This is a genomic window from Agarivorans sp. QJM3NY_25, from assembly GCF_050870875.2.
Taxonomy (GTDB): Bacteria; Pseudomonadota; Gammaproteobacteria; order Enterobacterales; family Celerinatantimonadaceae; genus Agarivorans.
This window is the reverse complement of the sequence record NZ_CP194041.2, coordinates 4,756,648-4,783,144: the sequence shown is the minus strand read 5'-3', so window position 1 is coordinate 4,783,144 and position 26,497 is coordinate 4,756,648. Positions and strand designations below refer to the sequence as shown.

The following is a 26,497-nucleotide window of genomic DNA, read 5'->3' as shown; positions in this document are numbered from 1 at the left end:
GCTTAAATGACCGTCTTGGCGAAGCTGCTGGCCTGGGGATTAAGCTTATTGCTGCTGGTAGCGTTGAGTGGTTTGCTTGGCTTGAAGTTGGCCCTGTCAACACTGGCTAGCATTCCTGCTCCACCAGCGCCGAGCCCACAGCAAGTGGCGGATGTTAAGCATTTATTGCAAGAGAATATGCAGCGACTCGGCGATGCCAGCCAGTTGATATTTTGTTATCTTCACAGCAACTGCAGGCGCTAAGCCGATTAAGCTCACGTGCTTTTAGCCAGATCAATGTTGAGACACAACTTCAAGCAGAACAATTGCGACTGCGGGCAACGATTACTCTACCCGCACAGTGGTTTGGCCGTTATTTGAATCTTCAAGTTAGTCTGCTCCCATCCAGCCAAGGTTTGCAATTGGCTGAGCTAACTCTAGGGGACTTAAGCTTGCCTGCACAGCCAGTGTTTGTGGCTTTATTGTGGCTAAGTGAGCGCTACTTTCCTGAGCTGCCTTTGAAGGCGCTAGTCAGTCACATGAGTGTCCCGCAGGTTGATCAGCAAACATTGCGCTTACAGGTGACTGCACAGGCGAATGTTCGCCAAACGCTCATCAAGGCCTATCAATCATTCAGTCAATGGCAACAACCACAAACCATTGGCCTGCCAATTGCCTACTACTATCATAAGTTGGCCTTGTTAGGTCAGCAGTATGCGGGGCAGATGGAGGTTTCATTGTTTGATTATCTCTATCCTTTAAGCTTTGACGTCGCCTTGCGCGGGCAGAGAGGTTCGCTATTAGTCGAGCAACAAGCGATGATTTGGGCGGTAAGCCTGTTTTTTAGTGAAGGAAGCTTGCGAAGTTTATTGCTGAAACGTTTTTCGCTTGAGCTGCCGTTTGTGCCTGCGCCCAGTAATGTTCGTTTAGCGGGACGCCGTGATTTGCTATTGCACTTTAGCTATTCGGCAGGCCTGCGGATGGCGGCAGAGCAAGGTTTTAGTGCCTCGATAGGGGAATTTAAAGAGCTATTTGATTCTGTGGCTGGTGGCAGTGGCTTTAGTTTTGCTGATTTGGCGGCCGATTTTACCGGCATTCAGTTTGCGCAAACGGCTACCAGCTTAGCCAAGACTCAAGCATTTTTGCAGGCAATGCGCCAAGCCAGCGCCGAGCAAGATTTATTTCCTCGGGTCGATGACTTAAGCGAGGGACTCAGCGAACAACAATTCCTGAAAATTTATCAGTCGAGTGATTCTGCACTATATCAGCAGCAGGTATTTTTTATTCGGCAGCGGATCGCCCATTTGCCGGTGTTTTCGGTAGCCAATCACTAGCCAAAAATCAGTAAACTACTGCCTACCACACACAGTGCGGCGCTCGCCCATGCCGAATAGGTGGGGGCGTGTTTGGTGTAGATCCAGAGTAGCGGCAAGACTAAGATTGGCGAGCTGGAGGACAAGAGCGCCACCACAGAAACATCGCCATTGCGTAGCGCAAACAGCATCAGGGTCATGCCTACCGCCATGGCGAGAAAACCATTGCTGGCAATCATCATAAATAATCTTGGGGTGAGTGGCTTATGGGCGCGCGCCAGTTTATGGGCTGCAAAGTATAACAACATATGCGCAGTAAAAGCGCTGAGCATCCGTAGCGTTGAGGCGGCGATGGGGTCGACCGGATGGGCCGCGTTGGCGCTTAATAGCGGCTTTAGCATCACGGTGCCGATGCTTTGACAAAGCGCCGCACTCAAACCCAGCAATAGCGCGATACTCACCGGACCATTGATCTTTTCCCAGCTATGTTGATTGGCTTTACGGCCGAAGCTTACCGCCAGAATAACCCCGAGAAATAAACTTGCAGCTCCCACTAAGGGCCAACCCGATAGCTGTTCGTTAAATAAGTAAACTCCTAAGAAAGCGGAAAAAGCGGCATGGCAGGCAAATAATAGGCTGGCCCGACGCGGCCCGAGTCGATTCATACAGGCAAACAGGGCGGTGTCACCAACAAATACCCCAATAAATCCCGAGAGGGCAAACAAGGCTGCTTGTTCGAAGCTGATGTTCTGCCAGTTGTTATTAACTAAAGTTGCACTGGCCAACATTAGGCTGACTAAACCCATCCGCCAGCGACTATAGGCGAAGGCGCCAAGTTGACGGCTGGGAGTGACCGAAATTAAGCTGGTGAGGGCCCATAGGGCCGCTGCTAATAGCGCGAGCCATTCGTAGCTCAAGGAGCTTACTCCAGAAATCTTGTAATATTCAATGAACCCAAGCCTTGTGGCGAAGCTGCTAGCGCAGCCACAAGGCTTAGTTCGTGCTTTAGTCGAGGTGACCGATTAACCAGGCGATGGCATCACTATAGACCGGGCTCATCAGCGGTTGTAGTTGGGCGAGGCTGTTGAGTAGCTGCTGGCGCTCGGCGATACTGATGTTGATATGGCCGACTTTTCGTCCGGGACGAACCTCTTTGCCATACCAGAATATTTCTACGCCCGGTACGCTGAGCCAGCGTTGGTCATAGTCGACACCGATTAGGTTAAGCATCACGCTTTGAGTTTTCACCAACGGCTGCACTAAGGGTAAGTTGGCGACAGCACGCAAATGCGCTTCAAACTGGCTTAAGCTTGCCCCTGCCTGGGTCCAATGGCCGCTGTTGTGTACCCGCGGCGCAATTTCGTTGATTAACAGTTGTTGTCCCACTTGGAAGCATTCCATGGTCATTACGCCAACATAATTTAAGGCTTCCATGAGCTTGCCCAGCATCGCTTCGGCTTGGCTTTGCAGCGGTGCTTTACTGGCGACAGGTGAAACGGTGGCTAATAAAATGCCTTGATGATGCTGATTAATCGCTAGTGGGTAGAAGGCCGTCTCGCCGTTGGCATGACGCATGCCGATTAATGAGACTTCTTCTTCGAAATTGATTGCCTGTTCGGCAATACAATGATCTAACCAAGTTTGCGGAATCGCGCGTTGCTCAGCGTTGCCTTGTTGTTTTAACCAATGTTGGCCTTTTCCATCATAACCACCTGAGCGCTGTTTGAGTAACACTCGTTCGCCTAATTCAGCGAACAGTTGCTCGGCACTATGCTGTGTTTTCACATCGACCCAAGGCGCGGTCGCCAAAGAGAGCGAATCGAGTAGACGTTTCTGGCTGGCTCGGTCGGCTAATTGCGCCAGAGCGGGGCCATTTAAAAATCGTGGATGTTGGGTGAGTTGTTCGGTGGCAGGCGTGACAGGCCAATGTTCCCGCTCAACGGTGACCACGTCGTCATCGCCAATGGCAAATTGCTCAAGCTCGTCGGTCTCCACCGGACGAACTTCCAGACAAAGTGGTTGGGCGGCATGTTTGAGCATGGCGCCAAGTTGGCCTGCGCCGAGGATCCAAATTTTGTTCATTCTGTTAACCTAACTACTCGGCGATACGTGGGTCGGGGTGCGCCAATACCGATTCGGTTTGCGCGGTGCGGAATGCTTCGATGCGTTGCGCTAGTTGAGGATCGGTGGTTGCTAAAATTTGGGCAGCCAAGAGACCTGCGTTATAGGCTCCTGCGGTACCGATAGCTAAGGTGCCAACGGCGACGCCCTTAGGCATTTGAGCGATTGACAGCAGGCTATCCATACCGCTAAGCGCCTTACTTTGTACGGGCACACCAAGTACTGGAAGACGGGTTTTGGAAGCGATCATGCCGGGCAAGTGCGCTGCTCCGCCTGCCCCACCGATGATGACGCGAATACCCCGTTCAGCTGCATTGGCTGAAAAACTCATTAATTTGTCGGGAGTGCGGTGCGCTGAAACCACTTCCACTTCAAATTCTACGCCTAGTTGGCTCAGTATTTCGGCGGCGTTTTCCATGGTTGGCCAATCACTTTTGGATCCCATGACGATGGCAACGAGTGGTTGTGGCATTGTATTCTCCTCGACTTAATAGCACAGTGGTAACACGTTTTTTGAGACAACGATCTAAATGTTGCTGGTTTGCGGCGCATAGTGCCAGCCTCATCGGCTTAGGTCAATATTAGCGCAGTACTTGTAGTGATATTCGTTGGGTAAAGAAGAATGTTTAGGTGAGCTTAGCTTTGCTGGCCATCTGATAGGATTGCCGGAGCACTAAAGCTTGAGTTGATCTCGGGATTCGGTCTTATGATTCCGCTATCTATAGTGCTGAGTAAATCGAGGGAAACCACGCTTCAGTCGGTGCTATTTTGCCGGTAGGCAAACAAGTAGAAGGGGCTTGCTTAAAATCAATGCTGGCTGCTTTTTAAGCACACTCAGCTTAACCTACAGCATGTAACGAATTTTAACAGAGCGCCTCAATCACCCGCAATGGATAACCAACTTCGCTTTGTACTTTGGCTTCTAGTTCTAGTTCTGCTGCGCGTAAGGGGTGTTGCTCACTCCAGGTGGGAGGAAAACAAAGTTGCCAGTCATTTTCATTCTGTAACAAGTTGATGTTTGGTACGCTACCTTCGGTGCGACGCATACAGACGATGATAGCGATCCGCAGCATGCGGGTTAATATCAGGGCTTCTGGTTTTTCTAAAGCATGTTGTTGGCTTAATAGCTGGGCTTGCCACTGACCTCGCTGATTGAGCATTAGGCTGGAGACAAAATGCTTTTGAGCGCTTGTAAAGCCGGGTAAATCAGAATGATCGATAATATAAGCTGCATGCTCGGGGGCTTTTTTAAATTCGATATTCAAGCCAACCTCATGAAACATAGCTGCCCACTTTAATAAGCTTAAAGCTCGATCGCTGAGACGAGGAGTAACTTGTTGGCAAAGCGTAATCGCACAATGAGCGACTCGCTCTGCTTGTTGTACATCGATGTGATGGCGTTTGATGAAGCTTTCAGCGGTGCGTGCGCGGACGCTACTGGTTTCTTGTTGACTCAGTAGACCATAGACTAAACCCTCGCGTAGTGCGCCGCCCGCGAGGGTGAGTCCTTCAATTTGCAAGCTTTCGAACAAGGCGATTAAAATTGCTAATCCAGATGCAAATACTGGTTTACGTTCTTCGTTGAGCCCCTCGATATTGAGTGTTTCAAGTTTGCCACAAGCGATCACTTGTTGTTGAATCGCTTTCAGTTTGGGATAGGTGATCCGTTCATCGAGGCCTTGAGCGGTGATAATTTCTAATACGGCTTGAATGGTGCCAGAGGCTCCTAAAGCGCTTTTCCAACCGAGACGTCGATAATCACTGAGTACCGGCTCAATCACTGCTTTGGCTGCTTCAATGGCTTGGGCGAAGTTATCCTCACTGAGTGAGTCTGAAAAATAACGCTTCAGCCAGGTGACACAGCCCATATCGAGGCTATTTAATAGCCGAGTTTCGCTTTGTTCACCAATCACTAATTCGGTACTTGCCCCCCCAATATCGATCACCAAACGTTTACCATGGCCGCCGCTGGTGTGAGCCACTCCACGGTAAATGATTTTGGCTTCGGTTTCACCGCTAATGATATTGATTTTATTTGCGAGTATTTTTTCTGCTTGAGTTAAAAATACTTGGGCGTTGACGGCCTTACGCAGGGCTGCGGTGGCCACAATTTTGATCTGCTGTTCGGGGATATCGCGTAATTGCTCAGAAAATAAACTCAGGCATTGCCAACCGCGGACCATCGCTGCCTGATCGAGTTGATTATTTTTATCTAAGCCTTCAGCGAGTCGAACCTTTCGCTTAACCTTGGCAATGGTCTGTACGCAGCCACTGAGCTCCCGCACGATTAACATGTGGAAGCTGTTAGAACCTAAATCAATGGCTGCATAGAGGGGCGAAGATTTTGACTCGTTCATCCTTGAGCGCTCAGTTATGAGTGGCGACTGCGTCTTGGTTTGGAGTGGCCGCTACTGCTACTTCGATTACTTCCCCGTGCACCGCCGCGACTATTGACACTTTTAGGTCGATGAACTCGCTGGGCTCGCGGTAAATCGCGTAGTAATGCTTCACTGTCATATTGACTCAATGGCACCGGATGTTTGATGTACTCTTCGATCGCCGGTAAGTTGAAAACATATTCTTCACAGGCTAGGCTAATCGCGTGACCACTTAAACCGGCACGCCCAGTTCGACCAATGCGGTGAACGTAATCTTCTGCGTCGTCGGGAAGGTCGTAATTAAATACGTGGGTTACCGAGGGAATATGTAGGCCTCGTGCGGCGACATCGGTGGCAACTAAGATGTCTAATTTACCATCGGTAAATTGTTCGAGTATTTGTACCCGCTTACGCTGTGGTACATCTCCGGTTAACAAACCAACGCGGTGTTGGTCGGCAACCAAGTGTCCCCAAATGTCTTCGCAGCGGTGTTTGGTATTGGCGAAAATAATCGCCCGTTCAGGCCATTCTTCTTCGATTAAGGTTTGTAGTAATGCCATTTTGTCGTCATTGGACGGGTAAAACAGCTCTTCCTGGATGCGTACGCCAGTCATTTGTTCTGGCTCTACAATCACGTGTTCCGGTTCGTTCATGTGTTCAAAGGCAAGCTCTTTCACTTTAAATGAAAGGGTTGCCGAAAACAGCATGTTCAGGCGCAGCTTGGGTTCTGGCATGCGGCGCATTAAATAACGAATATCTTTAATGAAACCGAGATCGAACATGCGGTCGGCTTCGTCTAGTACCATGGCTTGTAGACTATTGAGGCTAAAGGCACCCTGTTTGAAATAGTCAATCATCCGACCGGTGGTGCCGATCAGGATATCAACGCCTTCATCAAGGGTTGCCCGTTGGCTGGCATAACCTTCACCCCCATACACTAAACCCAATTTTAAGCCAGTTGCTTTGGCTAATAAACGGGCATCGTTGTGAATTTGAATTGCTAATTCACGGGTGGGCGCTAAGATTAAGGCGCGTGGTTGATTTTGTTGGCGACCTTCAGGCACTGGCGTGGTTAGCAAGTGGTTAAAGGTGGCAACTAAAAAGGCTAAGGTTTTCCCCGTACCGGTTTGTGCTTGGCCAGCAATATCCTTGCCTTTCAGCAGGATCGGTAGACTTTGCGCTTGGATAGGGGTGCAATTGTGATAGCCGTGCTGTTCTAAGGCTTCTAATACCCCAGCGTCTAGCTCTAAGTCGGCGAATCGTAGTTCAGTTAAGTGTGCTTTGCTCATGGCGTAAGCATATCACAGCTATCTGGCACTACCAGCACCACATTTACTTTTATTGTGCTGGTGATTTACTTATGTTAATTGGTAGTAGCTTAGATTGCCTTGGAATGAGCTTGGGCTTGCATTCATTAGTCGGATCATTTCAAATAGTCGGGTACATTATCTATATAGATAGCAGAGAATATTTGGAGTAATACATGAGCGACAAATTAGTTCAGCTGAGTGACGATAGTTTCGAGGCAGACGTACTAAATGCAAGCACACCTGTATTAGTAGACTTTTGGGCTGAATGGTGTGGACCGTGCAAAATGATTGCACCGATCCTCGATGAAGTTGCTGAAGAATACGCAGGCAAAGTTACCGTAGGTAAGTTGAATATTGATCAAAATGCGGCGACTCCGCCCAAGTTTGGTATTCGCGGGATCCCTACTTTATTGTTATTTAAAGATGGCAAAGTGGCTGCAACTAAAGTTGGTGCGCTGTCTAAAGCACAATTAACAGCGTTTTTAGACGAAAACCTGTAGTAACTATGTGAGCAGGTCGACATTCGTTGCCTGCTTTTGCTGGATCTTTCTTCACAATAGTGCTAATTTTACTTTCGAATTTTCCTACGCCTGTTATTTAAGGCTATCTCTTGGCCGACTGAACAGTCGAGTAAGCATCTCTACTATATCTAACTCACTCTGCCGTCAGTCTATTTCGACAAAACTGAATACTCACCATTATGAATTTAACTGAGCTAAAAAATACCCCGGTCCATGAACTGATTACGCTAGGCGAATCGATGGGCTTAGAAAATCTGGCCCGTCTGCGTAAGCAAGATATTATCTTCTCGATCCTCAAGGCTCACGCGAAAAGCGGGGAAGCCATTTTTGGACATGGTGTTCTCGAAATTCTGCAGGATGGCTTTGGCTTTTTGCGCAGTGCAGACAGTTCTTACCTGGCTGGCCCTGATGATATTTACGTTTCGCCTAGCCAAATTCGCCGTTTTAACCTGCGAACTGGTGATACCGTGGAAGGTAAGATTCGACCGCCGAAAGAAGGTGAGCGTTATTTTGCTTTGCTAAAGATTGGTCAAGTAAACCACGATAAACCTGAAAACTCTCGTAACAAAATCCTCTTTGAAAACCTTACGCCTTTACATGCCACTAAACGGATGCGCATGGAACGCGGTAATGGTTCCACAGAAGATATTACTGCACGAGTTTTAGATTTGGCCTCGCCGATAGGGAAAGGGCAACGTGGTTTGATTGTTGCGCCTCCTAAAGCGGGTAAAACCATGTTGCTGCAAAATATTGCACAAAATGTGGCTTTTAATCATCCCGAGTGTGAGCTGATTGTGTTGTTGATCGATGAGCGTCCAGAAGAAGTTACCGAGATGCGACGCTTGGTTCGCGGAGAAGTGATTGCTTCTACCTTTGATGAACCTGCAAGCCGTCATGTACAGGTTGCCGATATGGTGATTGAGAAAGCCAAGCGTTTGGTTGAGCACAAGAAAGACGTGATTATTCTGCTTGATTCTATCACTCGTTTAGCGCGAGCCTACAATACCGTGATTCCTTCTTCAGGCAAGGTACTTACCGGTGGTGTGGATGCCAACGCGCTCCATCGTCCGAAGCGCTTCTTTGGTGCTGCGCGTAACGTTGAAGAAGGTGGCAGCTTAACTATTATTGCCACCGCCCTGGTTGATACCGGCTCAAAAATGGATGAAGTCATCTACGAAGAGTTTAAGGGTACCGGTAATATGGAATTACACTTAAGCCGTAAGATTGCCGAAAAACGTGTTTATCCAGCGATTGATATCAATCGTTCTGGTACTCGTCGTGAAGAGTTACTTGCCAGTGGTGATGAACTGCAGAAGATGTGGATCCTACGGAAGATTGTGCATCCAATGGACGAAACAGGCGCGATGGAGTTCTTGATTGATAAGCTCTCAATGTCTAAGACTAATGATGAGTTTTTCGATGCGATGAAAGCCCAGAAAAAATAGGCGTAAACTGGCCGCCACCGCGGCCAGTTTCATTTCCGATGATAAAACGCTTACTGTTTGTTTTAATCCTTAGTTACCCGCTACTTGCCCATGCCGAACAGCAAGGTCCGAATCCTCCTTCTTCAGCTATTCACCCTCAAGTACCGTTAACTATTTTACTTCGAAGCGTTGATGCTTTGATGCAAAATCAGCCCGCTTGGGTGATTGATTTATTACCTCAATTACTTCCTGAACATCGTGAAGCTTTATTGTATGAAAGCTTGCGTTATTTACATCAAAACCACCATGTACCCAATCAAACCTTAAAAAATTGGTTATTAAAGCTTGCTGCGGAGCGCCCGTTGACTCGAGAATCGGCGGTGATTGATGGTTACGAGGTGATTCGACCGACTTATGATTACCCAGCACTAGCGCGTAGTCTTATTTTGAATCAGCTCTCCGCTGAGCGTTCACAATTCTACTTAAGTGAGTTATTACACGATCAATTTCAATGGTCTTTGGTATTCCGTAAGAACAATCCATTGTTGCTGGAACAGCAATTAGATTTGATCCGTGCCTTATCCCAGTTGGATGCTCCACAATTACGGCATGTTCGCAAAACGATGCCCAGCCAGTTGTATTTTCCGGATAATCACGTGGTGGTTGCTTTGGCCGTTGGTTCCGGTTCTAGTCAAGCGATTCGCGAGGTGCTAGGTTTACCGATGGATCAATACAGTGTGTCTTTATTAGAAAAGTTACGCACCCAATGGCCAGCGGAACAGGCTTTTGAGCTGTTGAAAGGTGCTGCCGAGAATCCTGAATTATTGTATTTCTCTTATAGTGCGATAGCTCGCTTAGGTCAGAATTACCCTCCAGCTGCGCAGTTCATTTTGACTCAGTATCGGGATCCTGAATATCAAGAACTCGCGGCAATGGTTATGATTGAAATGCAATCACAGTAGTGGGCCAGTTTTGGCTTGCATCACTAGGTTAATTGAATGAAATATAAAGATTTACGAGATTTTATTGGTTTGCTCGAGCAGCGCGGCGAGCTGAAACGGATTACCGTTGAAGTGTCGACTGAATTCGAAATGACCGAAATTTGTGACCGTACCTTAAAAGCCGGCGGTCCAGCCTTGTTATTTGAAAATGTGAAGGGCCATAGTATGCCGGTATTAGGCAATCTATTTGGTACTCCGGAGCGGGTTGCTTTAGGCATGGGGCAAGAGTCGGTATCAGCCTTGCGTGAAGTGGGAACCTGGCTGTCTTATTTGAAAGAACCTGAGCCACCTAAAGGGCTGAAAGAACTTTGGGAAAAGTTGCCGATTTTTAAGCAAGTACTCAACATGCCCACCAAGAAGCTACGCAGCGCACCTTGTCAGGAAGTGGTCTGGAGTGGCGATGAGGTTGATTTAGATAAATTGCCGATCCAACATTGTTGGCCGGGCGATGTGGCACCTTTGGTTACCTGGGGTTTAACCATTACCCGCGGCCCCTATAAAAAACGACAAAATCTGGGTATCTATCGTCAGCAAAAGTTAGCCAAAAATAAGTTGATTATGCGTTGGCTTTCTCATCGCGGAGGCGCTATCGATTTTCGTGAGTTTCAAGAACTGAATCCGGGCAAGCCCTATCCGGTGGCAGTTGCCTTGGGAGCCGATCCGGCGACGATTTTAGGTGCTGTGACACCGGTACCGGATACGCTTTCAGAATATGCTTTTGCGGGTTTATTACGTGGTAGTCGAACCGAAACAGTGCAATGTATTAGTAATGACTTAGAGGTGCCCGCGAGTGCAGAGATTGTTTTAGAAGGCTACCTGATGCCGGGGGACAATGCACTAGAAGGGCCCTATGGTGACCATACTGGTTATTACAATGAAGTGGATGAGTTTCCGGTGTTCACCATCACCCACATCACCATGCGTCAGGAGCCGATCTATCATAGTACCTACACTGGACGCCCGCCAGATGAGCCCGCTGTACTTGGGCTCGCCTTGAACGAAGTGTTTGTGCCGATTTTACAAAAGCAATTTCCAGAGATTGTTGATTTCTACCTTCCGCCAGAAGGTTGCTCCTACCGTATGGCAGTGATTACCATTAAGAAACAGTATCCGGGGCATGCCAAACGAGTGATGTTAGGGGTATGGTCTTATTTGCGTCAATTCATGTACACCAAGTTTGTAATTGTTTGTGATGATGATGTGAACGCACGCTGCTGGCAGGATGTGATTTGGGCGATCACTACGCGCATGGACCCGAGTCGCGATACCACTTTGATCGATCACACGCCTATTGATTATTTAGATTTTGCTTCGCCCATCTCCGGTTTAGGATCAAAAATGGGTCTCGATGCGACCAATAAATGGCCCGGTGAAACAACTCGAGAGTGGGGGGAAGTAATTGAAATGACGCCAGAAGTGAAACAGCGCGTGGATAGTATTTGGCAACAATTAGGCATAGACTAATTGTTAAATATACGGACACTACATTGATGGCGTAAAGGGTTATACTGAGTCATTGCAAATTAATTTCCTGCCTGCTTAAATTTTGCAGCCAACCCGTCATTGACTTGCTTAGCTTCGGTTGTCGTACTAAACGTTTCCGTTTAGTACCCAGGGGAAGGGGATTTATATCTGTTAGGCTAACCGGTTGTATCGTTGGTGAAGTAGGCGATACATGAGATCGAGAAGATTAAAAGGGGAAAATATGAAGCGCATTAGCTGTAAGGTTGCATCGGTGGCACCGATTTTAGATGACATTTTTAATGTCGAATTACATCCAGAAGAATCGCAAAGTTTTATCGCTGGTCAGTACTTACAAATTGTGATGGCGGAAGATGATAAGCGACCCTTTTCATTAGCCAGTTCGCCAGAGCAGAGTGAAGTGTATGAGCTACACATCGGTGCGCCTGAAGGAAACCCTTACGCCCGACAAGTCATCGATAAGCTCAAAAGCAGTGGTGAAATAGAAATTGAAATGCCCTTTGGGCATGCTGGTTTCGATGATAATTGCCAACGTCCGGTCTTGATCATGGTTGGCGGAACGGGCTTCTCCTATGCGAAGTCTATTATTGAGCATCTGATCGACAGTGAGCAAGAGCGGCAAATTTACTTATATTGGGGCGGCCGCAATTTAGGGGGGCTGTACTTACATGAGTTGGCTTATCAGTGGGCAGAATTAGATCAGGTGACCTTTGTGCCGGTATTAGAGCATGCTGTGCCACAATGGACCGGAAAAAAAGGCCTGGTGCACCAAGCTGTTTTAGAAGACTTTTCGGATATGAGCAATTTAGAAGTGTATATTGCTGGCCGTTTTGAAATGGCCGATGTAGCCCGGAGCGCCTTTGTTGAACAAGGCTTACCCTTGGCACAATTGCATGGCGATGCCTACGAATTTATTTAGTGGTTTGTTGGGCATAAGCGGCGAGCACATGCTCGCCTTTTTGGGTTGACGGAACTACATCGTCAAGGCTTGACGATAGTAATCCATCGCTTGTTGCGGCTCTTCCAGTTGTCGATAGCTTTCGGCGAGGCCTTGGTAAGATTCGCGACTGGCGACAATATTAATACTTTGCTCAAAGTAATCTTTCGCTTCAGGCCATTGTTGTTGCTGCAGATATAATTGTGCGATCAAGTTTAATAAGGCTGCGTTATTTGGCGATTTACGTAATAAGCCTTTCAGTTGCTGTAATAGCGGATAAGGGTCGCTGAGCTGTAATTTTGCTGCGACTGCGAGTAGCTCGGGATCGTGATGTTTGTTGAGTAAGTCACCGAGTAATTGGTAAGCCGCAGCGCTATCGCCGGATAAGACTAAAGCTTGGCAGGCAGCAGCAGCAATCGTCATCGATTTTTTTTGTTTACGTGGCATTGCATTCCAATATGCGGCCACTTTATCGGCGCCTTGGGTATTGGCGAGCTCTAGAAATAGAGCCTGATAACTACGTGATAATTCAACTTGGTAATGCGAGTCTTCAAGCAACTGGGCCTTATATGCGATAGGAAGCAATTCAACATAAGCTTGCCACTGATCTAATTCGGGTAAAATCTGCAATAGCATGCGTCTTACTGGAGCCTGTTTACGACTTTCGGCAGGGAGCTGTTCAATGCTATTCAGCGCCGCGCTAAAGTTCTGTTGTTTAATTTGTAAACGGGCTTGGGTGATCAGGACCGCGCTATCATTGTTGGTCATGCGGGTGGCTTGCTCCAAGTACTGATCGCGTTTCTTATCTTGTCCTTGTTCTTGTGCCGCTTCTGCGGCTGTTAGATAATTCAACGCTGGAGTGCTGCTATAAGTGGCCGCTTTACTGACCAATTTTTCGGCGTGCTGATAGTCGCCGCGCATCATTGCTAACATGCCTTGCTGAGTATGACTAATCGCTTTTTGTTTGCGTCGATCGCCCCACCAGTTAGTACTGCGAGAAAAGCTTAGCCATAGCCAGCGAAGTAGCCAAATTGTGAATAATAAAATACAGAAACAGATAAAGCTGACAAATAGTGCACTGGTTACCGACATCTCAACGGTGTAGCTATCAAAAGCGATTAGTACATAGCCTTTGTTGCCCGCAAGTTGTGGCCCCAGAGCTAAACCTAAGGCTAAGCAGGTCAATAAAATCAGAACTTTAAACATTATTCAGCTCCTTCTGCTAGAGAAGGCTGTAGCCGTTGTTGGCGATCTTTAATGGCTTGTTCTGCGGCATCTAAACTGGATAATTTTTCCGGTAACTGATCCACAATATCCAGCCCTTGTAAGCGCTTCAAATCAACCAACATGGCCTGGGCTTGTTGGTTTTGCATGAAGTAGTTGCCGACCCATTGTGCAGTGCGTTGTAACTTGGCCTTAAACAACTCTCCTTGTCCTCGGAATAAGGCCTGTTCGGCCTGCTGTAATTGTAACTTAAGATTTTCTTTCAGGTACCATGCGTGTTTGGGTTCGATGAGCGCTTCGACTTGACCATCGCGACGACGCACAGTGATGAAATTTTCGCTGAATTTACGCCAACTTTTAGCTAGATTGTCACGCCAGTCAGTACTATCACTGCTGAGCTGATTATTTTGTTCTTGCAGCGCAGCGGGTAACTCGATTTCAGCCAACTGTAAGGTCTCGGTTTGTTGCAGTAGACTTTCTAAGGTAAAAGCAATGCCCTCTTTATCGACCAATGGAATTGCTTTGAGCGCTTGCACATCATTGTTTATCGCGCGGCGCAGAGCTAACAGGTGAGGATCGTTGGCATGGTTGACACTACTATCAGCTTCGATAAGAAGTGCGATGGCGGTGCTGGGATCATGTTCCAGCCATAGTTTATAGGCCGCCAGTTGTAATAGATAATTCGCTTCGTTGAGTCGCCAGTGATTGGCATCTTTAATGTTGAGCAAGGCCAGTTGATGTTCAATGGTTTTACGATGTTGTTCAGTGAGTTCCAACTGGGTTTTTAGGCTCACCAAAGACTGTTGCTGGCTGCCATATTGTTGCTTCAATGTTTCAAATTGACTGCTGTTGGTTGCGACGGCACTGACTAAACTTTGCTCTTTGGCTGAGAGGCTAGTTTTTAAGAGTTGTATTTGGCTATCTGCGTGTTGTAACTGTTGTTGAGTTTGCCAATAAACACCCGCGCTTAGGCCGATGCTGATCAGGATCGCCGCGATGGCCAATAGCTTGGTTGATTTATTGTTCGGCGTTGCTTGGCTGGTTGTTTTAGGCATTTTTTCCGCCGCCGTTTGCTTGGCGTGTTTCACTGTATCGCTAGGGGATGGAACCTGATTTTGGTTCTCTGATTGTTTATCTTTGGTCATTTTCATTCCTTGCAGATGGCAGTATTTGCTTTAAAGCTTCGATACATGCTTTATCCGATGCGCCGTCGCACAGTACAATGTGCATAAAACCCAAACTTTGAGCGTATTTAAGCAAGCGTTGACTTGGGACTAATAAATGGCACTCTCGCAGCCACTCAAGTTGCTCTGCTTTACTCATAAGGGTAGTCAGATGTTTCAATATTTCACCACTAGTAGCAACAATAGTGTTGATCTGCAAGCGCCATTGTTCAAGTTGTTGCTGTGGATAAGTGATTAATTTTCGTTGATAACAACTCAAATAAGTGACTTTAACACCTCGGGTTTGGAGCTGTTGCGCGAGCCAATCTCGTCCTTGCTGGCCGCGCAAAATGGTCGCTTGATCTAATCCGGGAAATTGCTGTTCGATGAGTTGTAGCATGCCTTCACTATCTTGGCGACTTGGCACTGATGCCTTCACCCCATATTGTTGCCAGCATTCCGCAGTGGCTTTGCCCACGGCTAAGTATTGTAATGATCTTGGCCAGCTTAATTGTTGTTGTTCTAACCATTGTTGACAGGCTTCTACCGCATATTGGCTGACAGCCACGATCAGCCCGTTCGGCGTTGTAGAGCTCAGTACTTGTTTTAGCCGCGCTAGCTCGGGGCTGCTAATAATTTCAACCATCGGTGCAGCGATGGCTGAAAAGCCATGTTCGCTGAGGGTTTCAACACAGCGTTGATTATGTGGCTGCGGCCGAGTAATGAGTAATGGCACCATCGTTCCTTATGGTTGATAGACGGCCCTTAAAATAGCAGCGGCACCAGCATCGAGTAATTGCTCGGCAAGGGCTAGACCGAGTTGCTCAGCTTCGCTAGCTTTGCCTCGAAGTTCTTTTTCTATGATCTCAGAACCGTCAATAGCACCAACTAAACCACGGATATATAATTGTCCATCTGCCAACTCCGCGTAGCAACCAATAGGGACTTGGCAACCGCCTTCTAGGCGTCGATTCATCGCTCGCTCTGCTTCGACACGGAGGGCCGTTTCGGGATGATTGAGGGGAGCCAACAAGTCTAGCAATTCACGATCATTACTGCGACATTCGATGCCTACAGCCCCTTGCCCTCCAGCTGGGAGTATTTGCTCTGGTTCAATATACGCCTGGATCCGTTCTACCATTTTGAGTCGTAATAGTCCCGCGCTAGCAAGAATGATAGCGTCAAACTCACCCGCATCTAATTTCGCTAAACGAGTATTCACGTTACCACGTAAGTCTTTAATGATGAGGTCTGGACGTTGCGCCTTCAGTTGACATTGGCGGCGTAGACTGGAGGTACCGACGATCGCGCCTTTAGGTAAAGCATCGATATTGGTAAAGTGGTTGCTAACAAAGGCATCTCGAGGATCTTCTCGTTGACAAATACAGTGCAGACCTAAGCCTTCAGGAAATTCCATGGGGACATCTTTCATCGAATGTACCGCAATGTCCGCAAGGCCTTCTACCATAGCCACTTCCAATTCTTTAATAAACAGCCCTTTGCCACCGATTTTAGCCAGAGGGGTGTCAAGGATCTTGTCGCCTCGGGTGCTCATGGGTACAAGTTCTACTTGCAGCGTAGGGTGATGGCGTTCCAACTCAGCTTTTACAAAGTGGGCTTGCCACATCGCGAGAGGACTCTTGCGAGTCGCGATTCTGACTATTTTCACAAACACTTACCTCATTATTTTAGCTGACGATAGTATCACCACTTAAGCATCTGCCCAAGTCGCCTTTAGCATCAATATCTACCAATAACCGCAGGGTTCAGCATAAAATTAGCAATGCGTAATATATGTCATGATAAACGCACACAAATTGTGCGTTTATGTTTACCGCTATTATACTAACTGTTAAGATGATCACACTTTATTGTGCCTATATTTCATCTAATAATTATTCATTAATCGATAGGTAAATTTTACTTTGCAAGACACCATTGCCTCTCTCTTAGAGAAGGTTACCCGATCTAATCAGCATCGTAAGCAGCTGGCACTCCAGACTATGCCTGCTGCCGCGCAGCAGATATTTGAACTGTTGCCGTTAATGCTGCATTACTCGGATCCTTGCATACCGGGCTATATTGAAGGTGAAGTGCCGAGTGGTATCTGTCAATTTGAGTCGAGCGCTCGCCATTTTATTTATCTCCAGCAACATTTCCTTTGTCGACCGGCAGAACCCCAACAACATGAAATTTTGGGTATTTACTCCATGGGTAGCACCGCTACGGTGGGCCAAACAGAATCCAGTGATTTAGATATTTGGGTGTGCCATGCACATCAGTTGGCGAGTGAGCGAGTTCGTTTATTGGCGGAGAAGTGCAGTCAAATATCGGCTTGGGCTGCGCATCAAGGGGTTGAGCTTAACTTTTTCATGGTGAAGGACAATCAGTTTAAAACTGGTTCGATTAGTGAGTTATCCAAGGATAATTGTGGTAGCGCCCAGCACTTGTTATTACTCGACGAATTTTATCGCACGGCTCTGCCCTTGGCGGGGAAGCAATTAGTCTGGTTTGCTGTGCCATGTGATATCGAGCAAAGTTACGACAGTTTCGTACAACAGCAATTTGAGAGCGGTGTATTTAACCATCAACAATGGTTGGATTTGGGTGGCTTAGATACCATTCCTGCCGAAGAGTATTTTGGTTCAGGCTTGTGGCAGTTATACAAGGGGATCGACTCTCCTTATAAAGCCGTATTAAAAACCTTATTGATGGAAGCTTATTCCGCAGACTATCCAAGACCAAGCTTGTTGGCTGTTGAAGCGAAATGCTTGATGCAACACTGCAAAGCATTTGTTCTAGAACATGACGCTTATTACTTGATGCTGAATAAGGTGACTAATTATTTAGAGTCGATTGAAGATGAGGCCCGTCTTGATTTAGTACGGCGCTGTTTCTATCTAAAAAACAGTGAATGTAATCCTTTACCGAGCGCTCTCATGGATGTGAGCTCGTTGACTTGGCAGCAGCGTTTTATGGCCCAGCTGGTCAAACAATGGGCTTGGTCTCAGCAAAAAATTGAACATCTTAATTTACGTCGTGCCTGGAAGGTGCAAGATGTAAGACAGGCGCACAGCGAGTTGCTGGATGCTTTAATGCTGAGTTATCGTAACTTGATTCGTTTTGCGCGACGTAATGACATTAGTGAGTCGATTAACCCCGAAGATATCGGCATTCTGTCACGTAAGCTGTATGCTGCCTTTGAAAGTTTACCGGGCAAAGTTACTCTCATTAATCCGCAAATTTCTCCCGACCTCTCTGAAGCTAACCTTAGTTTTATCCACGTGCCCAAGGGGCATAGTTGTGCGGAAGGTTGGTATTTGTATAAACAGCCGCTGCAGGGACTCGCTATTGTCGGTCAGGCGTCGCTAGAGCATGCCAGTTATATTTCTAAACTGGTGGCATGGAGCTATTTTAACCAACTGAAAACTGATCAAACGGAATTGAGTTTACATCAGCTTGAAGGCGATTTAACGCTGGATACATTAACCAGTTTTGCTTATGACTTACGCCGAGCTTTTCCGGTGAATGTTGAAGCTGCTAGTAATTTAGCACTGACTCGTCCCTGTGAAATCCGTCACTTAGGGGTGTTTATTAATCTGGAGAAAGACCCCACTGCGAATTGGGGCGGCAAGGTAATTGAGTTTGATGCGACCGCCACCGATGTGTTCAGTTTTGGCCGAGACTCAGATTGTTTGGTGGGCTCGGTTGATTTGGTTTATCGCAATACTTGGAACGAAATCCGAACCCTACACTTTGTTGGTGATAGTGCCGTGGTCGATGCCTTGACTACCGTGTTAGGTAAAATGCATCGTGATGCAAATATCCCCGAGCACATCGACGTATTTTGTTACAGCGCCAACCTACGAGAGCAAATTGGTAGTAATTTTAAACAGCTATTAGTGGAAAGTATTAAGAGCCGTTTGCAACCGCAGGATAAACGGATTGTTAAAACGATTGTGTTAGGAAACGAAAAGTACGGTTTATTTATTGAAGATCGCGGAGTCTCGGTTAAAAAATTGGAAAACGGGGTCGAGTTTTATCGTCAGCTGTCGAATAACAAGCTCCAACGTCTTCCGCTGCAGTTAAATGCCGGTAATACTAAGAAAGTACCGAACGTCGTAGAAGCCCACGCCAGTGAAGGTTTAGTGCAATACTTTTTCGAAAATCTGGATGTTGGTTTTAATATCTATATTGTTGATGAGCATAACCAAATAGAAATGTACCAAGACTTTGAAGGCAGCAAGGAAGAGTTGATCCAAGGGATTAATCGTTTCTATACTTCTTCGCGTGAGCAATACGGGACTCGCCATGAGGTTGTCAATTTTAACTTGCCACAGTTCTACGACATCGTCATGGTCAATGAACAATGGCAAGTTGCATCTTATCGGAGCAATTAACTCTCCGGCTTGGATGGCTAGCCGCGTTTTTGACAGCGGCCGCTAAGCCTTAAAAGCTGAGTTGCTCACCACTTTGTTTGGCAATCGACTCAACTAAAAACGACCAAAACTCCACACCACTCCGATTACAAATCCACTGTTGCTCTGTTTCGCGCCATTCAAAATGGTAACCGCCAAACTTGGTGGCTAACCATAGTTGATGTAGAGGTTCTTGTTTGTTAATCACCATTTTACTGCGATTTTCAAACTCTAGGTTGAGTACTCCACCGTTAATATCACACTCAATATCGAAGTTATCGCTATCCATGGTCTGCTCGATGCGCTCAAAGGCCTCATCGACTCGTTGGTGATACTGGCTATCATTCATCACTATCGTCTGTCCTATTGCTTTTCTTGCTTCGAATGCGGATTATAGAGGGCATTCAAAAAAGAATCATGGCTTTATCATGAATAAACTGGCAATTGCTGTAATTTTGCTGAGCATCGGGCTTAGCGGTTGCGGTCAAAAAGGACCGTTAACGCATCCGCAAACGGTAGACGAGACGACGCCGAATACCGTCGAGCAAGCAACACCAGCAGACTAAACACTGCAACACAATAAGGACAGATCATTGGATTTTTTTAGTTATCAAAACGAGCAATTAACAGCTGAACAATGCTCGGTAGCTGATTTAGCAGAACATTATGGGACGCCACTTTATGTTTATTCGCGGGCGACGATTGAACGTCATTGGCAAGCCTTTGATAAGGCTGCTGGTGAACGGCCTCATTTGATTTGCTATGCAGTAAAGGCTAATTCTAATTTAGCAGTGTTGAACTTGATGGCTCGGATGGGGTCTGGCTTTGATATCGTTTCCGGTGGCGAGTTAGCTCGGGTTATCGAAGCCGGTGGTGACCCAAGTAAGGTAGTCTTTTCTGGCGTAGGAAAAACCGAGCAAGAAATTACGGACGCGCTGGAACATGGTATTTACTGTTTTAATGTTGAATCTGAGCCTGAGTTAGCTCGGATCAGCAAGGTTGCTCAGCGCTTGGGTAAAGTGGCACCCATTTCTTTACGGATTAATCCCGATATCGATGCTGGGACTCACCCTTATATTTCTACCGGTTTAAAAGAAAATAAATTTGGGATTGCCATTGAGCAAGCACCTCAGGCCTATGCTTATGCGGCAAGCTTGCCTGCGTTAAATGTGGTGGGTGTGGATTGCCATATTGGTTCTCAGTTAACTGAAATCTCACCTTTTGTAGAAGCTATCGATAAGTTGTTGGCATTGATCGACAGCTTGGCTGAGCAAGGTATTGTGATTGAGCACCTCGATGTTGGTGGCGGTTTAGGTGTCAATTATGATGATGAAACGCCCCCAGAGCCAGCCGCTTACGCCAGTGCTTTGGTTGAACGTCTTGGCGAACGTCAGCTAAAATTACTATTTGAACCGGGTCGTGCGATTATGGCCAATGCTGGTATTTTGGTGTCGAAGGTTGAATTCTTGAAAATGGCGGCTAGTAAAAATTTTGCGATTATTGATGCCGCAATGAACGACTTAATTCGTCCATCTTTATATAGTGCTTGGCAGCGGATAGTGCCAGTGCTGCAACGTCCGGGCCTAAGCAGCGTTTGTTATGATGTGGTTGGACCCGTTTGTGAAACCGGTGATTTTCTTGGCAAAGAAAGAGAGTTAGCCATTGAAGCGGGTGACTATATTGCGGTGCGCTCTGCAGGAGCTTATGGCTTTACCATGAGTTCAAATTATAATTCGCGTTGTCGGGCAGCAGAGGTGATGGTTGATGGTGAGCAATCCCATTTGATACGTGAGCGTGAGGCTCTGGTATCTCTTTGGGCTGGTGAATCACTGTTGCCTGAAGGATAAGCGAATGTTAGTCAACTTCACTAAAATGCAAGGTTTGGGGAATGATTTTGTGGTGATCGACAATGTCACTCAAAACGTTTTTTTTAATCAAGATGTTATTAGTCGCTTGGCCGACCGTAACTTTGGGATTGGTTTTGACCAGTTCTTAGTGGTTGAGCCTCCCTATGATCCTGACTTGGATTTTCATTATCGCATTTTTAATGCCGATGGCAGTGAAGTTGAACAATGTGGCAATGGGGCGCGTTGTTTTGCTCGTTTTGTGGTGAGCAAAGGCCTGACGAATAAACGTAGTATTGGGGTGAGCACGAAGTCGGGTAAGATCATTCTTCATGTGGAAGCTGATGGGCAGGTGACGGTCAATATGGGTGAGCCGATATTGGAACCTAGTCAAGTGCCATTTAAAGCCAAGAAGGCCGAGAAAACCTATATTTTACGTGATCAACAGCAAACCGTATTTGCTGGCGTGGTGTCTATGGGTAATCCGCATTGCGTGATTGAAGTGGATGACATTGAACAAGCGCCCTTAGACACGCTGGGTCGGCGCATGGAGAGTCATGAGCGCTTCCCGCAGAAAGTGAATGTCGGTTTTAGTCAAATTATCGATGAGAACAACATTAAACTGCGAGTCTTTGAACGTGGCGTTGGCGAAACGCTAGCCTGTGGTACAGGTGCCTGTGCGGCGATGGTTGTGGGACGTTTACAGGGGAAATTAGCTGACACGGTGAATGTCGATCTTCCTGGGGGGCGTTTACGTATTCATTGGCAGGGAGAGGGTAAACCAGTCAAGATGACCGGGCCCGCAGTGATGGTGTTTGATGGTCAGGTGCATATATGAGTGAGTTCGATCTTTCACAACCGCTATTGATTGACGAAAGTTTAGTGGTGGAATTCCTGCTCGACAATCCCGATTTTTTCGTCCGTCATCCCAGCTTAGTCAAACAATTACGCTTACCGCATAAAGAAAAAGGGGCGGTGTCTCTGGTCGAATTACAGGTACAACGCTTACGCGATAAAGTCTTGGATTTAGAGCAGGAAATCACCGATTTAATGGCGGTGGCGAGTCTCAACGAACGGATTTTTCATGTTTATGTCGATCTGTTGCCCGACTTGATGGCTTGCGATTCCTTTGCTGAGTTACAGCATCGCTTAAGTCGTGCTTTAGTTGATGATCTTGGGGTGGAAAGTGTTTCACTACGTTTAAGTCAACAGCGTTTCTCTTTGGATGAATTACCCGCTGAATATGGCATTGAACAGGAACAGATTGAACGAGTCCGGGTTACTAGACTGACTCAACATCCCCATTATTTTGGTCGTTTGACGCAGGGAGAGTTGCAGTTATTGTTTGATGAGAGCGAGGATATAGCCTCGGTGGCGCTGATGCCATTGGGTCACAATGCTGAGTTGGGGTTCTTTATTGCTGCCAGTCGCGATGCTGATCACTATATCGCGGGTATGGATAGTTTGTTACTCACTCAATTATGCCAGGTGATTGCCAGTTTGTTGCAGCGCTTAGTTCCGTTGCAGCAAGTGGAGTAAGTATCGATATGCAGGATGATATCAGCGCTTTTCTTCGCCATCTTGAGGTGGAGCGCCGCTATAGCCCTGCGACTATTAGTAGTTATCAGCGTAGTCTACTGCAGCAGCTTAAATTGATACAAAATTTGGGTTGTCCCTCGTGGCAAACGGTGGATGGTAAAATTATTCGTGCTGTTTTACTGAAATTGAAGTCCTCTGGTCTTTCCGCACGTTCTATGGCCAATAAACTATCGGCCTTGCGTAGCTTCTTTCACTACCTCTTACAGCAACATAAAGTCGATTTGAATCCGGTGGTTGGTATCTCTGCGCCGAAACAGGGGAAGCCCTTACCGAAAAACCTCGATGTGGATTCGCTCACTCAACTATTATCGATGAAAGGCGACGATTTGGTCAGTTGTCGCGATTTGGCGATGATGGAACTGCTCTATGCGAGCGGGATCCGTTTGGCCGAATTAGTTAATTTAAACATTGGCGACGTTGATTTTAAGCAACGCCAGCTATTCGTGACGGGCAAGGGCAATAAACAGCGCTTAGTGCCTTTTGGTGGCAAGGCCGAGCAGGCACTGAAACAGTGGTTACGTCAACGGCGCTTGTTGGTCATGGATGAAGAAGAGCCGGCTTTGTTTGTGAGTGTTCGTCAACAACGGATTGGGCATCGTACAGTACAAAAGCGTTTGCAGCATTGGGCGCAACAAATGCAGTTAAGCAGTACCCTCCATCCGCATAAGTTACGCCATTCCTTCGCGACGCATTTATTAGAAAGCAGCGGTGATTTAAGAGTGGTTCAAGAGTTGCTGGGCCATGCCAATTTGTCCACCACCCAAGTGTATACTCATTTGGACTTTGCTCATTTAGCGAGTAGTTATGATGCCGCTCACCCTCGCGCCAAACGCAAATCTTAAGTGAGAGAGAGGCGATGATTTTTTACCGTAGTTGGTCCCCTGTTCAGGCCTTGTCTTTCGATCTGGACGATACACTTTATCTCAATGGGCCGCATATCCAACGCGCTGAACAATGGTTGATGGCTTATCTTAAAGCGCAGGTTCATGCCACGGCTCATTTAACGACGGGCCAATGGCAGCAATACAGGCGCCGGGTGCTAAAAGACGCGCCTCACTTAATGGAAGATGTCAGCGCTTGCCGTAAAGCTTGGTTATGCTTGGCTTTTCAGGAGCACGGACTCAGTTTGAGGGAGGCCGAGTTGTTAAGTGAACAAATTTTTCAGCAGTTTTTAGCGGTGCGCAGTGATTTTGTGGTACCGCATGACAATCTTGTTTTATTGCAGCGTTTGGCTAAACGTTACCGCTTAGTGGCTATCACCAATGGAAATGTTGATATCGAGCGGATTGGTTTAGCGGCGGTATTTGAAGTGACCCTGAAAGCGGGCTCAGGCCTTCGAGCCAAACCTGCATTGGATATGTATCAGCGCGCGAGTCAGCTTTTACAACTCAAGCCGAGCCAAATTGCCCATGTGGGTGATCATGCTGTCACCGATGTTGTTGGCGCAGTACAGGCTGGTTATCGTTCGATTTGGCTCAATCAAGCGGGTCAAGCATCAAGCCGATTGAGTACTTTACCGGATATCGAGGTAAGCCAACTGGCACAACTGCAACACCTGTTATAATATACAGGTGTTTTTCCCCCTAAAGAGAGCACCATGGATATTTCTGAGCTGTTAGACGGCCTCAATGATAAGCAGCGCGAAGCCGTCGCTGCTGCCCCAAGTAATATGCTAATTCTGGCAGGCGCTGGCAGCGGTAAGACTCGTGTATTGGTGCATCGCATTGCCTGGCTGATGCAGGTCGAGAATGTATCTCCTTTGTCTATTCTATCGGTAACTTTTACCAATAAGGCGGCAGCTGAAATGCGTTCGCGGGTGGAGAGTCTGGTGGGCAGTCGCTTCCAAGGTATGTGGTTGGGAACCTTTCATTCCTTGGCACACCGCTTGTTACGTGCTCATTATCGTGATGCAAATTTGCCTGACGATTTTCAAATCATCGATTCTGATGATCAATACCGTTTATTGCGGCGCTTGATTAAAGCGATGAACTTAGATGAAAAACAATGGCCAGCCAAGCAAATTCAATGGTATATCAACGGACGTAAAGATGAGGGGCAGCGCCCCGAGCATGTGGATTACAGTCATAATCCCATTGAGCGTCAATATCTTGAAATCTATAAGGCCTATCAGCAGGCCTGTGATCGCTCGGGTTTAGTCGATTTTGCCGAGCTCTTGTTGCGTGCTCATGAGTTATGGTTGAAACAACCGCATATCTTACAGCACTATCAGCAGCGCTTCCGGCATATCTTGGTGGACGAATTCCAAGATACCAACACCATACAATACGCTTGGTTACGGCTGTTAGTCACCGATGCCAATCACATCACTATTGTGGGGGATGATGATCAATCGATTTATGGTTGGCGCGGAGCGAAGATTGAAAATATTCAGCGTTTCGAAATGGAAGTGCCGCAAGTTAATACCATACGTTTGGAACAAAACTATCGTAGTAGCGCCAATATTCTGAAAGCTTCGAATCAACTGATTGAAAACAATCAGGGACGGATGGGCAAGAGTCTGTGGACCGAAGATAAAGAAGGCGAACTGATCTCCATCTATACCGCCTTCAACGATATTGATGAAGCTCGTTTTGTGGTGGCTCGGATCCAGCAGCGCGTCGAAGAACATGGCGTCAGTTTATCTGACTGTGCGATTTTATATCGTAATAATGCCCAGTCTCGGGTACTTGAAGATGCCTTAATGCAGGAGCGCTTAGCTTACCGGATTTATGGTGGTTTACGCTTCTTCGAACGTCAGGAAATTAAGGATGCGCTGGCTTATTTACGTTTACTCAGTAACCCTCATGATGACGCCTCCTTTGAGCGGGTCGTAAATACGCCGACCCGTGGCATTGGCCAGCGTACCATCGAGTTATTGCGTCAGGCTGCTCGGGAACAGCAGTTGAGTTTATGGCAAGCGGTGGATTATTGTTTGCAACAAAACGCGCTGTCGGGCAGAGCGGCGAATGCAGTGAAACAATTTGTTCAATTGTTGGAGCAACTCAAGCTGCAAACCCAAGAAATGTTGTTGAGCGAGCAAACCAACTATGTGATCAAAGGCTCCGGTTTGTTGGCGATGTATCAAGCGGAGAAAGGCGAAAAGGCCCAAGCACGGGTCGAAAACTTAGACGAACTGGTGACCGCGACTCAGCAATTTACTCAGATGGAAGCTGACCAAGATCTTTCTCCATTGGTGGCATTTTTGTCGCATGCAGCACTAGAGGCTGGTGATAATCAGGCCGAGGCCGACGAAGCGGCGGTGCAGCTAATGACACTGCATAGCGCTAAGGGCTTAGAGTTTCCCATGGTGTTTTTAGTGGGAATGGAAGAAGGCATGTTTCCTAGCCAGCAATCGGCTGAAGAGTCGGGGCGTCTCGAAGAAGAACGACGGCTTTGTTATGTTGGGATGACTCGGGCCATGGTCAAACTCTATCTTTGTCATGCCGAAAGTCGTCGGCTATGGGGGAAAGAGGTGTTCCATCCACCGTCGCGATTCTTGCGTGAGCTGCCGGGTGATTGTGTTGATGAGGTGCGTTTAAATACCGCCGTGAGTCGACCCGTGCCGCAAGGGCGTTTTTCTCATCAGTTACAGCAAGCGGCGTTTGATGACAGTGGCTTTAACCTTGGTCAGCGAGTTTCCCACCCTAAATTTGGTGCTGGCATCGTGCTAAATTACGAAGGTTCTGGGCAACAGAGCCGGGTTCAGGTGCAGTTTGAAGAAGCCGGGGCGAAGTGGTTAGTATTAGCCTATGCAAGGTTGGAGGCCATTTAGTCGCTGCTTTA

General features: G+C 47.1%; 25 protein-coding genes. 15 read left to right on the top strand and 10 right to left on the bottom strand.

All coding sequences use genetic code 11. The features are described from left to right. Positions 1 to 6 precede the first annotated feature (6 nt). Both ACRRSW_RS21905 and ACRRSW_RS21900 read left to right on the top strand, forming a co-directional pair. Complete coding sequence (locus ACRRSW_RS21905; protein WP_432460458.1) at positions 7 to 243, top strand: hypothetical protein; 237 nt, start codon at positions 7 to 9, stop codon at positions 241 to 243. Further along, a complete protein-coding gene (locus ACRRSW_RS21900; RefSeq protein ID WP_432460457.1) occupies positions 213 to 1,313 on the top strand; it encodes a hypothetical protein in 1,101 nt (366 codons plus the stop codon). Before ACRRSW_RS21905 ends, ACRRSW_RS21900 begins: the two co-directional genes overlap by 31 nt. Here the strand turns inward: ACRRSW_RS21900 and ACRRSW_RS21895 are convergent. From ACRRSW_RS21895 to rhlB, 5 genes are all read right to left on the bottom strand, one after another. Continuing rightward, the gene (locus ACRRSW_RS21895; RefSeq protein ID WP_432460456.1) at positions 1,310 to 2,209 is read right to left on the bottom strand and encodes an EamA family transporter; all 900 of its coding nucleotides are present in this window, start codon (positions 2,207 to 2,209) and stop codon (positions 1,310 to 1,312) included. The two genes, ACRRSW_RS21900 and ACRRSW_RS21895, sit on opposite strands and share 4 nt — an antisense overlap. An 88-nt stretch (positions 2,210 to 2,297) precedes the next feature. Next, on the bottom strand, positions 2,298 to 3,374 hold the full coding sequence (gene purK, locus ACRRSW_RS21890) for a 5-(carboxyamino)imidazole ribonucleotide synthase (RefSeq protein ID WP_432460455.1): 1,077 nt from the start codon (positions 3,372 to 3,374) through the stop codon (positions 2,298 to 2,300). 13 nt (positions 3,375 to 3,387) lie between these two features. Further along, positions 3,388 to 3,885, bottom strand: coding sequence for a 5-(carboxyamino)imidazole ribonucleotide mutase (gene purE / locus ACRRSW_RS21885; RefSeq protein WP_432460454.1), 498 nt, complete (start codon positions 3,883 to 3,885; stop codon positions 3,388 to 3,390). Between the two features lie 391 nt (positions 3,886 to 4,276). Continuing rightward, complete coding sequence (gppA, locus tag ACRRSW_RS21880; protein ID WP_432460453.1) at positions 4,277 to 5,770, bottom strand: guanosine-5'-triphosphate,3'-diphosphate diphosphatase; 1,494 nt, start codon at positions 5,768 to 5,770, stop codon at positions 4,277 to 4,279. A gap of 14 nt (positions 5,771 to 5,784) precedes the next feature. Further along, positions 5,785 to 7,080: an ATP-dependent RNA helicase RhlB gene (rhlB, locus tag ACRRSW_RS21875; RefSeq protein WP_432455445.1), complete on the bottom strand. Its 1,296-nt coding sequence runs from the start codon at positions 7,078 to 7,080 to the stop codon at positions 5,785 to 5,787. Positions 7,081 to 7,274: 194 nt separating this feature from the next. On the opposite strand from rhlB, the gene trxA reads away from it, so the two are divergent. The 5 genes from trxA to fre all read left to right on the top strand — a co-directional run bounded on the left by trxA (position 7,275) and on the right by fre (position 12,448). Next, positions 7,275 to 7,601: a thioredoxin TrxA gene (trxA, locus tag ACRRSW_RS21870; protein WP_432455446.1), complete on the top strand. Its 327-nt coding sequence runs from the start codon at positions 7,275 to 7,277 to the stop codon at positions 7,599 to 7,601. Positions 7,602 to 7,801: 200 nt separating this feature from the next. Beyond that, entirely contained in the window at positions 7,802 to 9,067 is a 1,266-nt protein-coding gene (gene rho, locus ACRRSW_RS21865) for a transcription termination factor Rho (protein ID WP_432455447.1), read from the top strand. A 38-nt stretch (positions 9,068 to 9,105) separates the two neighbouring features. Continuing rightward, on the top strand, positions 9,106 to 10,008 hold the full coding sequence (locus ACRRSW_RS21860) for a hypothetical protein (protein WP_432460452.1): 903 nt from the start codon (positions 9,106 to 9,108) through the stop codon (positions 10,006 to 10,008). Between the two features lie 36 nt (positions 10,009 to 10,044). Beyond that, positions 10,045 to 11,511 carry a 4-hydroxy-3-polyprenylbenzoate decarboxylase gene (gene ubiD / locus ACRRSW_RS21855; RefSeq protein WP_432455449.1) on the top strand — a complete coding sequence of 489 codons (1,467 nt, stop codon included), beginning with the start codon at positions 10,045 to 10,047 and terminating at the stop codon, positions 11,509 to 11,511. Positions 11,512 to 11,752: 241 nt separating this feature from the next. Continuing rightward, entirely contained in the window at positions 11,753 to 12,448 is a 696-nt protein-coding gene (gene fre / locus ACRRSW_RS21850) for an NAD(P)H-flavin reductase (RefSeq protein ID WP_432455450.1), read from the top strand. 54 nt (positions 12,449 to 12,502) lie between these two features. Here the strand turns inward: fre and ACRRSW_RS21845 are convergent, their stop codons facing one another. The 4 genes from ACRRSW_RS21845 to hemC are packed head-to-tail and all read right to left on the bottom strand — an operon-like array spanning position 12,503 to position 16,528. Then, positions 12,503 to 13,672, bottom strand: coding sequence for a heme biosynthesis HemY N-terminal domain-containing protein (locus ACRRSW_RS21845; protein ID WP_432460451.1), 1,170 nt, complete (start codon positions 13,670 to 13,672; stop codon positions 12,503 to 12,505). Further along, positions 13,672 to 14,835, bottom strand: a complete 1,164-nt coding sequence (locus ACRRSW_RS21840; RefSeq protein ID WP_432460450.1) for a uroporphyrinogen-III C-methyltransferase — start codon at positions 14,833 to 14,835, stop codon at positions 13,672 to 13,674. The genes ACRRSW_RS21845 and ACRRSW_RS21840 overlap by 1 nt, the downstream gene beginning before the upstream one ends. Then, positions 14,822 to 15,592, bottom strand: a complete 771-nt coding sequence (locus ACRRSW_RS21835) for a uroporphyrinogen-III synthase (protein WP_432455453.1) — start codon at positions 15,590 to 15,592, stop codon at positions 14,822 to 14,824. The genes ACRRSW_RS21840 and ACRRSW_RS21835 overlap by 14 nt, the downstream gene beginning before the upstream one ends. A 6-nt stretch (positions 15,593 to 15,598) precedes the next feature. After that, positions 15,599 to 16,528 carry a hydroxymethylbilane synthase gene (gene hemC, locus ACRRSW_RS21830; RefSeq protein ID WP_432460449.1) on the bottom strand — a complete coding sequence of 310 codons (930 nt, stop codon included), beginning with the start codon at positions 16,526 to 16,528 and terminating at the stop codon, positions 15,599 to 15,601. A gap of 250 nt (positions 16,529 to 16,778) precedes the next feature. On the opposite strand from hemC, the gene ACRRSW_RS21825 reads away from it, so the two are divergent. Further along, the gene (locus ACRRSW_RS21825) at positions 16,779 to 19,253 is read left to right on the top strand and encodes a class I adenylate cyclase (RefSeq protein WP_432460448.1); all 2,475 of its coding nucleotides are present in this window, start codon (positions 16,779 to 16,781) and stop codon (positions 19,251 to 19,253) included. 49 nt (positions 19,254 to 19,302) lie between these two features. Here ACRRSW_RS21825 and cyaY read toward each other — a convergent pair whose 3' ends face one another. Then, positions 19,303 to 19,620 carry an iron donor protein CyaY gene (cyaY, locus tag ACRRSW_RS21820; protein ID WP_432456128.1) on the bottom strand — a complete coding sequence of 106 codons (318 nt, stop codon included), beginning with the start codon at positions 19,618 to 19,620 and terminating at the stop codon, positions 19,303 to 19,305. A gap of 79 nt (positions 19,621 to 19,699) precedes the next feature. On the opposite strand from cyaY, the gene lptM reads away from it, so the two are divergent. The 7 genes from lptM to uvrD are packed head-to-tail and all read left to right on the top strand — an operon-like array spanning position 19,700 to position 26,486. Further along, entirely contained in the window at positions 19,700 to 19,837 is a 138-nt protein-coding gene (gene lptM, locus ACRRSW_RS21815) for an LPS translocon maturation chaperone LptM (protein WP_432455455.1), read from the top strand. A 27-nt stretch (positions 19,838 to 19,864) separates the two neighbouring features. Further along, positions 19,865 to 21,118 (top strand): diaminopimelate decarboxylase, encoded by a 1,254-nt coding sequence (gene lysA / locus ACRRSW_RS21810; RefSeq protein WP_432460447.1) that lies wholly within the window; start codon positions 19,865 to 19,867, stop codon positions 21,116 to 21,118. Positions 21,119 to 21,122: 4 nt separating this feature from the next. Then, complete coding sequence (dapF, locus tag ACRRSW_RS21805) at positions 21,123 to 21,953, top strand: diaminopimelate epimerase (protein ID WP_432455457.1); 831 nt, start codon at positions 21,123 to 21,125, stop codon at positions 21,951 to 21,953. Next, positions 21,950 to 22,654 carry a DUF484 family protein gene (locus ACRRSW_RS21800; RefSeq protein ID WP_432455458.1) on the top strand — a complete coding sequence of 235 codons (705 nt, stop codon included), beginning with the start codon at positions 21,950 to 21,952 and terminating at the stop codon, positions 22,652 to 22,654. Before dapF ends, ACRRSW_RS21800 begins: the two co-directional genes overlap by 4 nt. 8 nt (positions 22,655 to 22,662) lie before the next feature. After that, positions 22,663 to 23,556, top strand: a complete 894-nt coding sequence (xerC, locus tag ACRRSW_RS21795) for a tyrosine recombinase XerC (protein ID WP_432460446.1) — start codon at positions 22,663 to 22,665, stop codon at positions 23,554 to 23,556. 14 nt (positions 23,557 to 23,570) lie between these two features. After that, positions 23,571 to 24,278, top strand: coding sequence for an HAD-IA family hydrolase (locus ACRRSW_RS21790; RefSeq protein ID WP_432460445.1), 708 nt, complete (start codon positions 23,571 to 23,573; stop codon positions 24,276 to 24,278). 33 nt (positions 24,279 to 24,311) lie between these two features. Then, positions 24,312 to 26,486 carry a DNA helicase II gene (gene uvrD, locus ACRRSW_RS21785; RefSeq protein ID WP_432460444.1) on the top strand — a complete coding sequence of 725 codons (2,175 nt, stop codon included), beginning with the start codon at positions 24,312 to 24,314 and terminating at the stop codon, positions 26,484 to 26,486. Positions 26,487 to 26,497 lie beyond the last annotated feature (11 nt).

Bases quoted from the DNA above. Each gene is read 5' to 3' on its own strand.
- ACRRSW_RS21905 (WP_432460458.1), top strand. From the start codon at position 7: ATGACCGTCTTGGCGAAGCTGCTGGCCTGGGGATTAAGCTTATTGCTG.
- purK (WP_432460455.1), bottom strand. From the start codon at position 3,374: ATGAACAAAATTTGGATCCTCGGCGCAGGCCAACTTGGCGCCATGCTC.
- purE (WP_432460454.1), bottom strand. From the start codon at position 3,885: ATGCCACAACCACTCGTTGCCATCGTCATGGGATCCAAAAGTGATTGG.
- gppA (WP_432460453.1), bottom strand. From the start codon at position 5,770: ATGAACGAGTCAAAATCTTCGCCCCTCTATGCAGCCATTGATTTAGGT.
- rhlB (WP_432455445.1), bottom strand. From the start codon at position 7,080: ATGAGCAAAGCACACTTAACTGAACTACGATTCGCCGACTTAGAGCTA.
- trxA (WP_432455446.1), top strand. From the start codon at position 7,275: ATGAGCGACAAATTAGTTCAGCTGAGTGACGATAGTTTCGAGGCAGAC.
- rho (WP_432455447.1), top strand. From the start codon at position 7,802: ATGAATTTAACTGAGCTAAAAAATACCCCGGTCCATGAACTGATTACG.
- ACRRSW_RS21860 (WP_432460452.1), top strand. From the start codon at position 9,106: ATGATAAAACGCTTACTGTTTGTTTTAATCCTTAGTTACCCGCTACTT.
- ubiD (WP_432455449.1), top strand. From the start codon at position 10,045: ATGAAATATAAAGATTTACGAGATTTTATTGGTTTGCTCGAGCAGCGC.
- fre (WP_432455450.1), top strand. From the start codon at position 11,753: ATGAAGCGCATTAGCTGTAAGGTTGCATCGGTGGCACCGATTTTAGAT.
- ACRRSW_RS21845 (WP_432460451.1), bottom strand. From the start codon at position 13,672: ATGTTTAAAGTTCTGATTTTATTGACCTGCTTAGCCTTAGGTTTAGCT.
- ACRRSW_RS21840 (WP_432460450.1), bottom strand. From the start codon at position 14,835: ATGACCAAAGATAAACAATCAGAGAACCAAAATCAGGTTCCATCCCCT.
- ACRRSW_RS21835 (WP_432455453.1), bottom strand. From the start codon at position 15,592: ATGGTGCCATTACTCATTACTCGGCCGCAGCCACATAATCAACGCTGT.
- cyaY (WP_432456128.1), bottom strand. From the start codon at position 19,620: ATGAATGATAGCCAGTATCACCAACGAGTCGATGAGGCCTTTGAGCGC.
- lptM (WP_432455455.1), top strand. From the start codon at position 19,700: ATGAATAAACTGGCAATTGCTGTAATTTTGCTGAGCATCGGGCTTAGC.
- dapF (WP_432455457.1), top strand. From the start codon at position 21,123: ATGTTAGTCAACTTCACTAAAATGCAAGGTTTGGGGAATGATTTTGTG.
- ACRRSW_RS21800 (WP_432455458.1), top strand. From the start codon at position 21,950: ATGAGTGAGTTCGATCTTTCACAACCGCTATTGATTGACGAAAGTTTA.
- xerC (WP_432460446.1), top strand. From the start codon at position 22,663: ATGCAGGATGATATCAGCGCTTTTCTTCGCCATCTTGAGGTGGAGCGC.
- ACRRSW_RS21790 (WP_432460445.1), top strand. From the start codon at position 23,571: ATGATTTTTTACCGTAGTTGGTCCCCTGTTCAGGCCTTGTCTTTCGAT.
- uvrD (WP_432460444.1), top strand. From the start codon at position 24,312: ATGGATATTTCTGAGCTGTTAGACGGCCTCAATGATAAGCAGCGCGAA.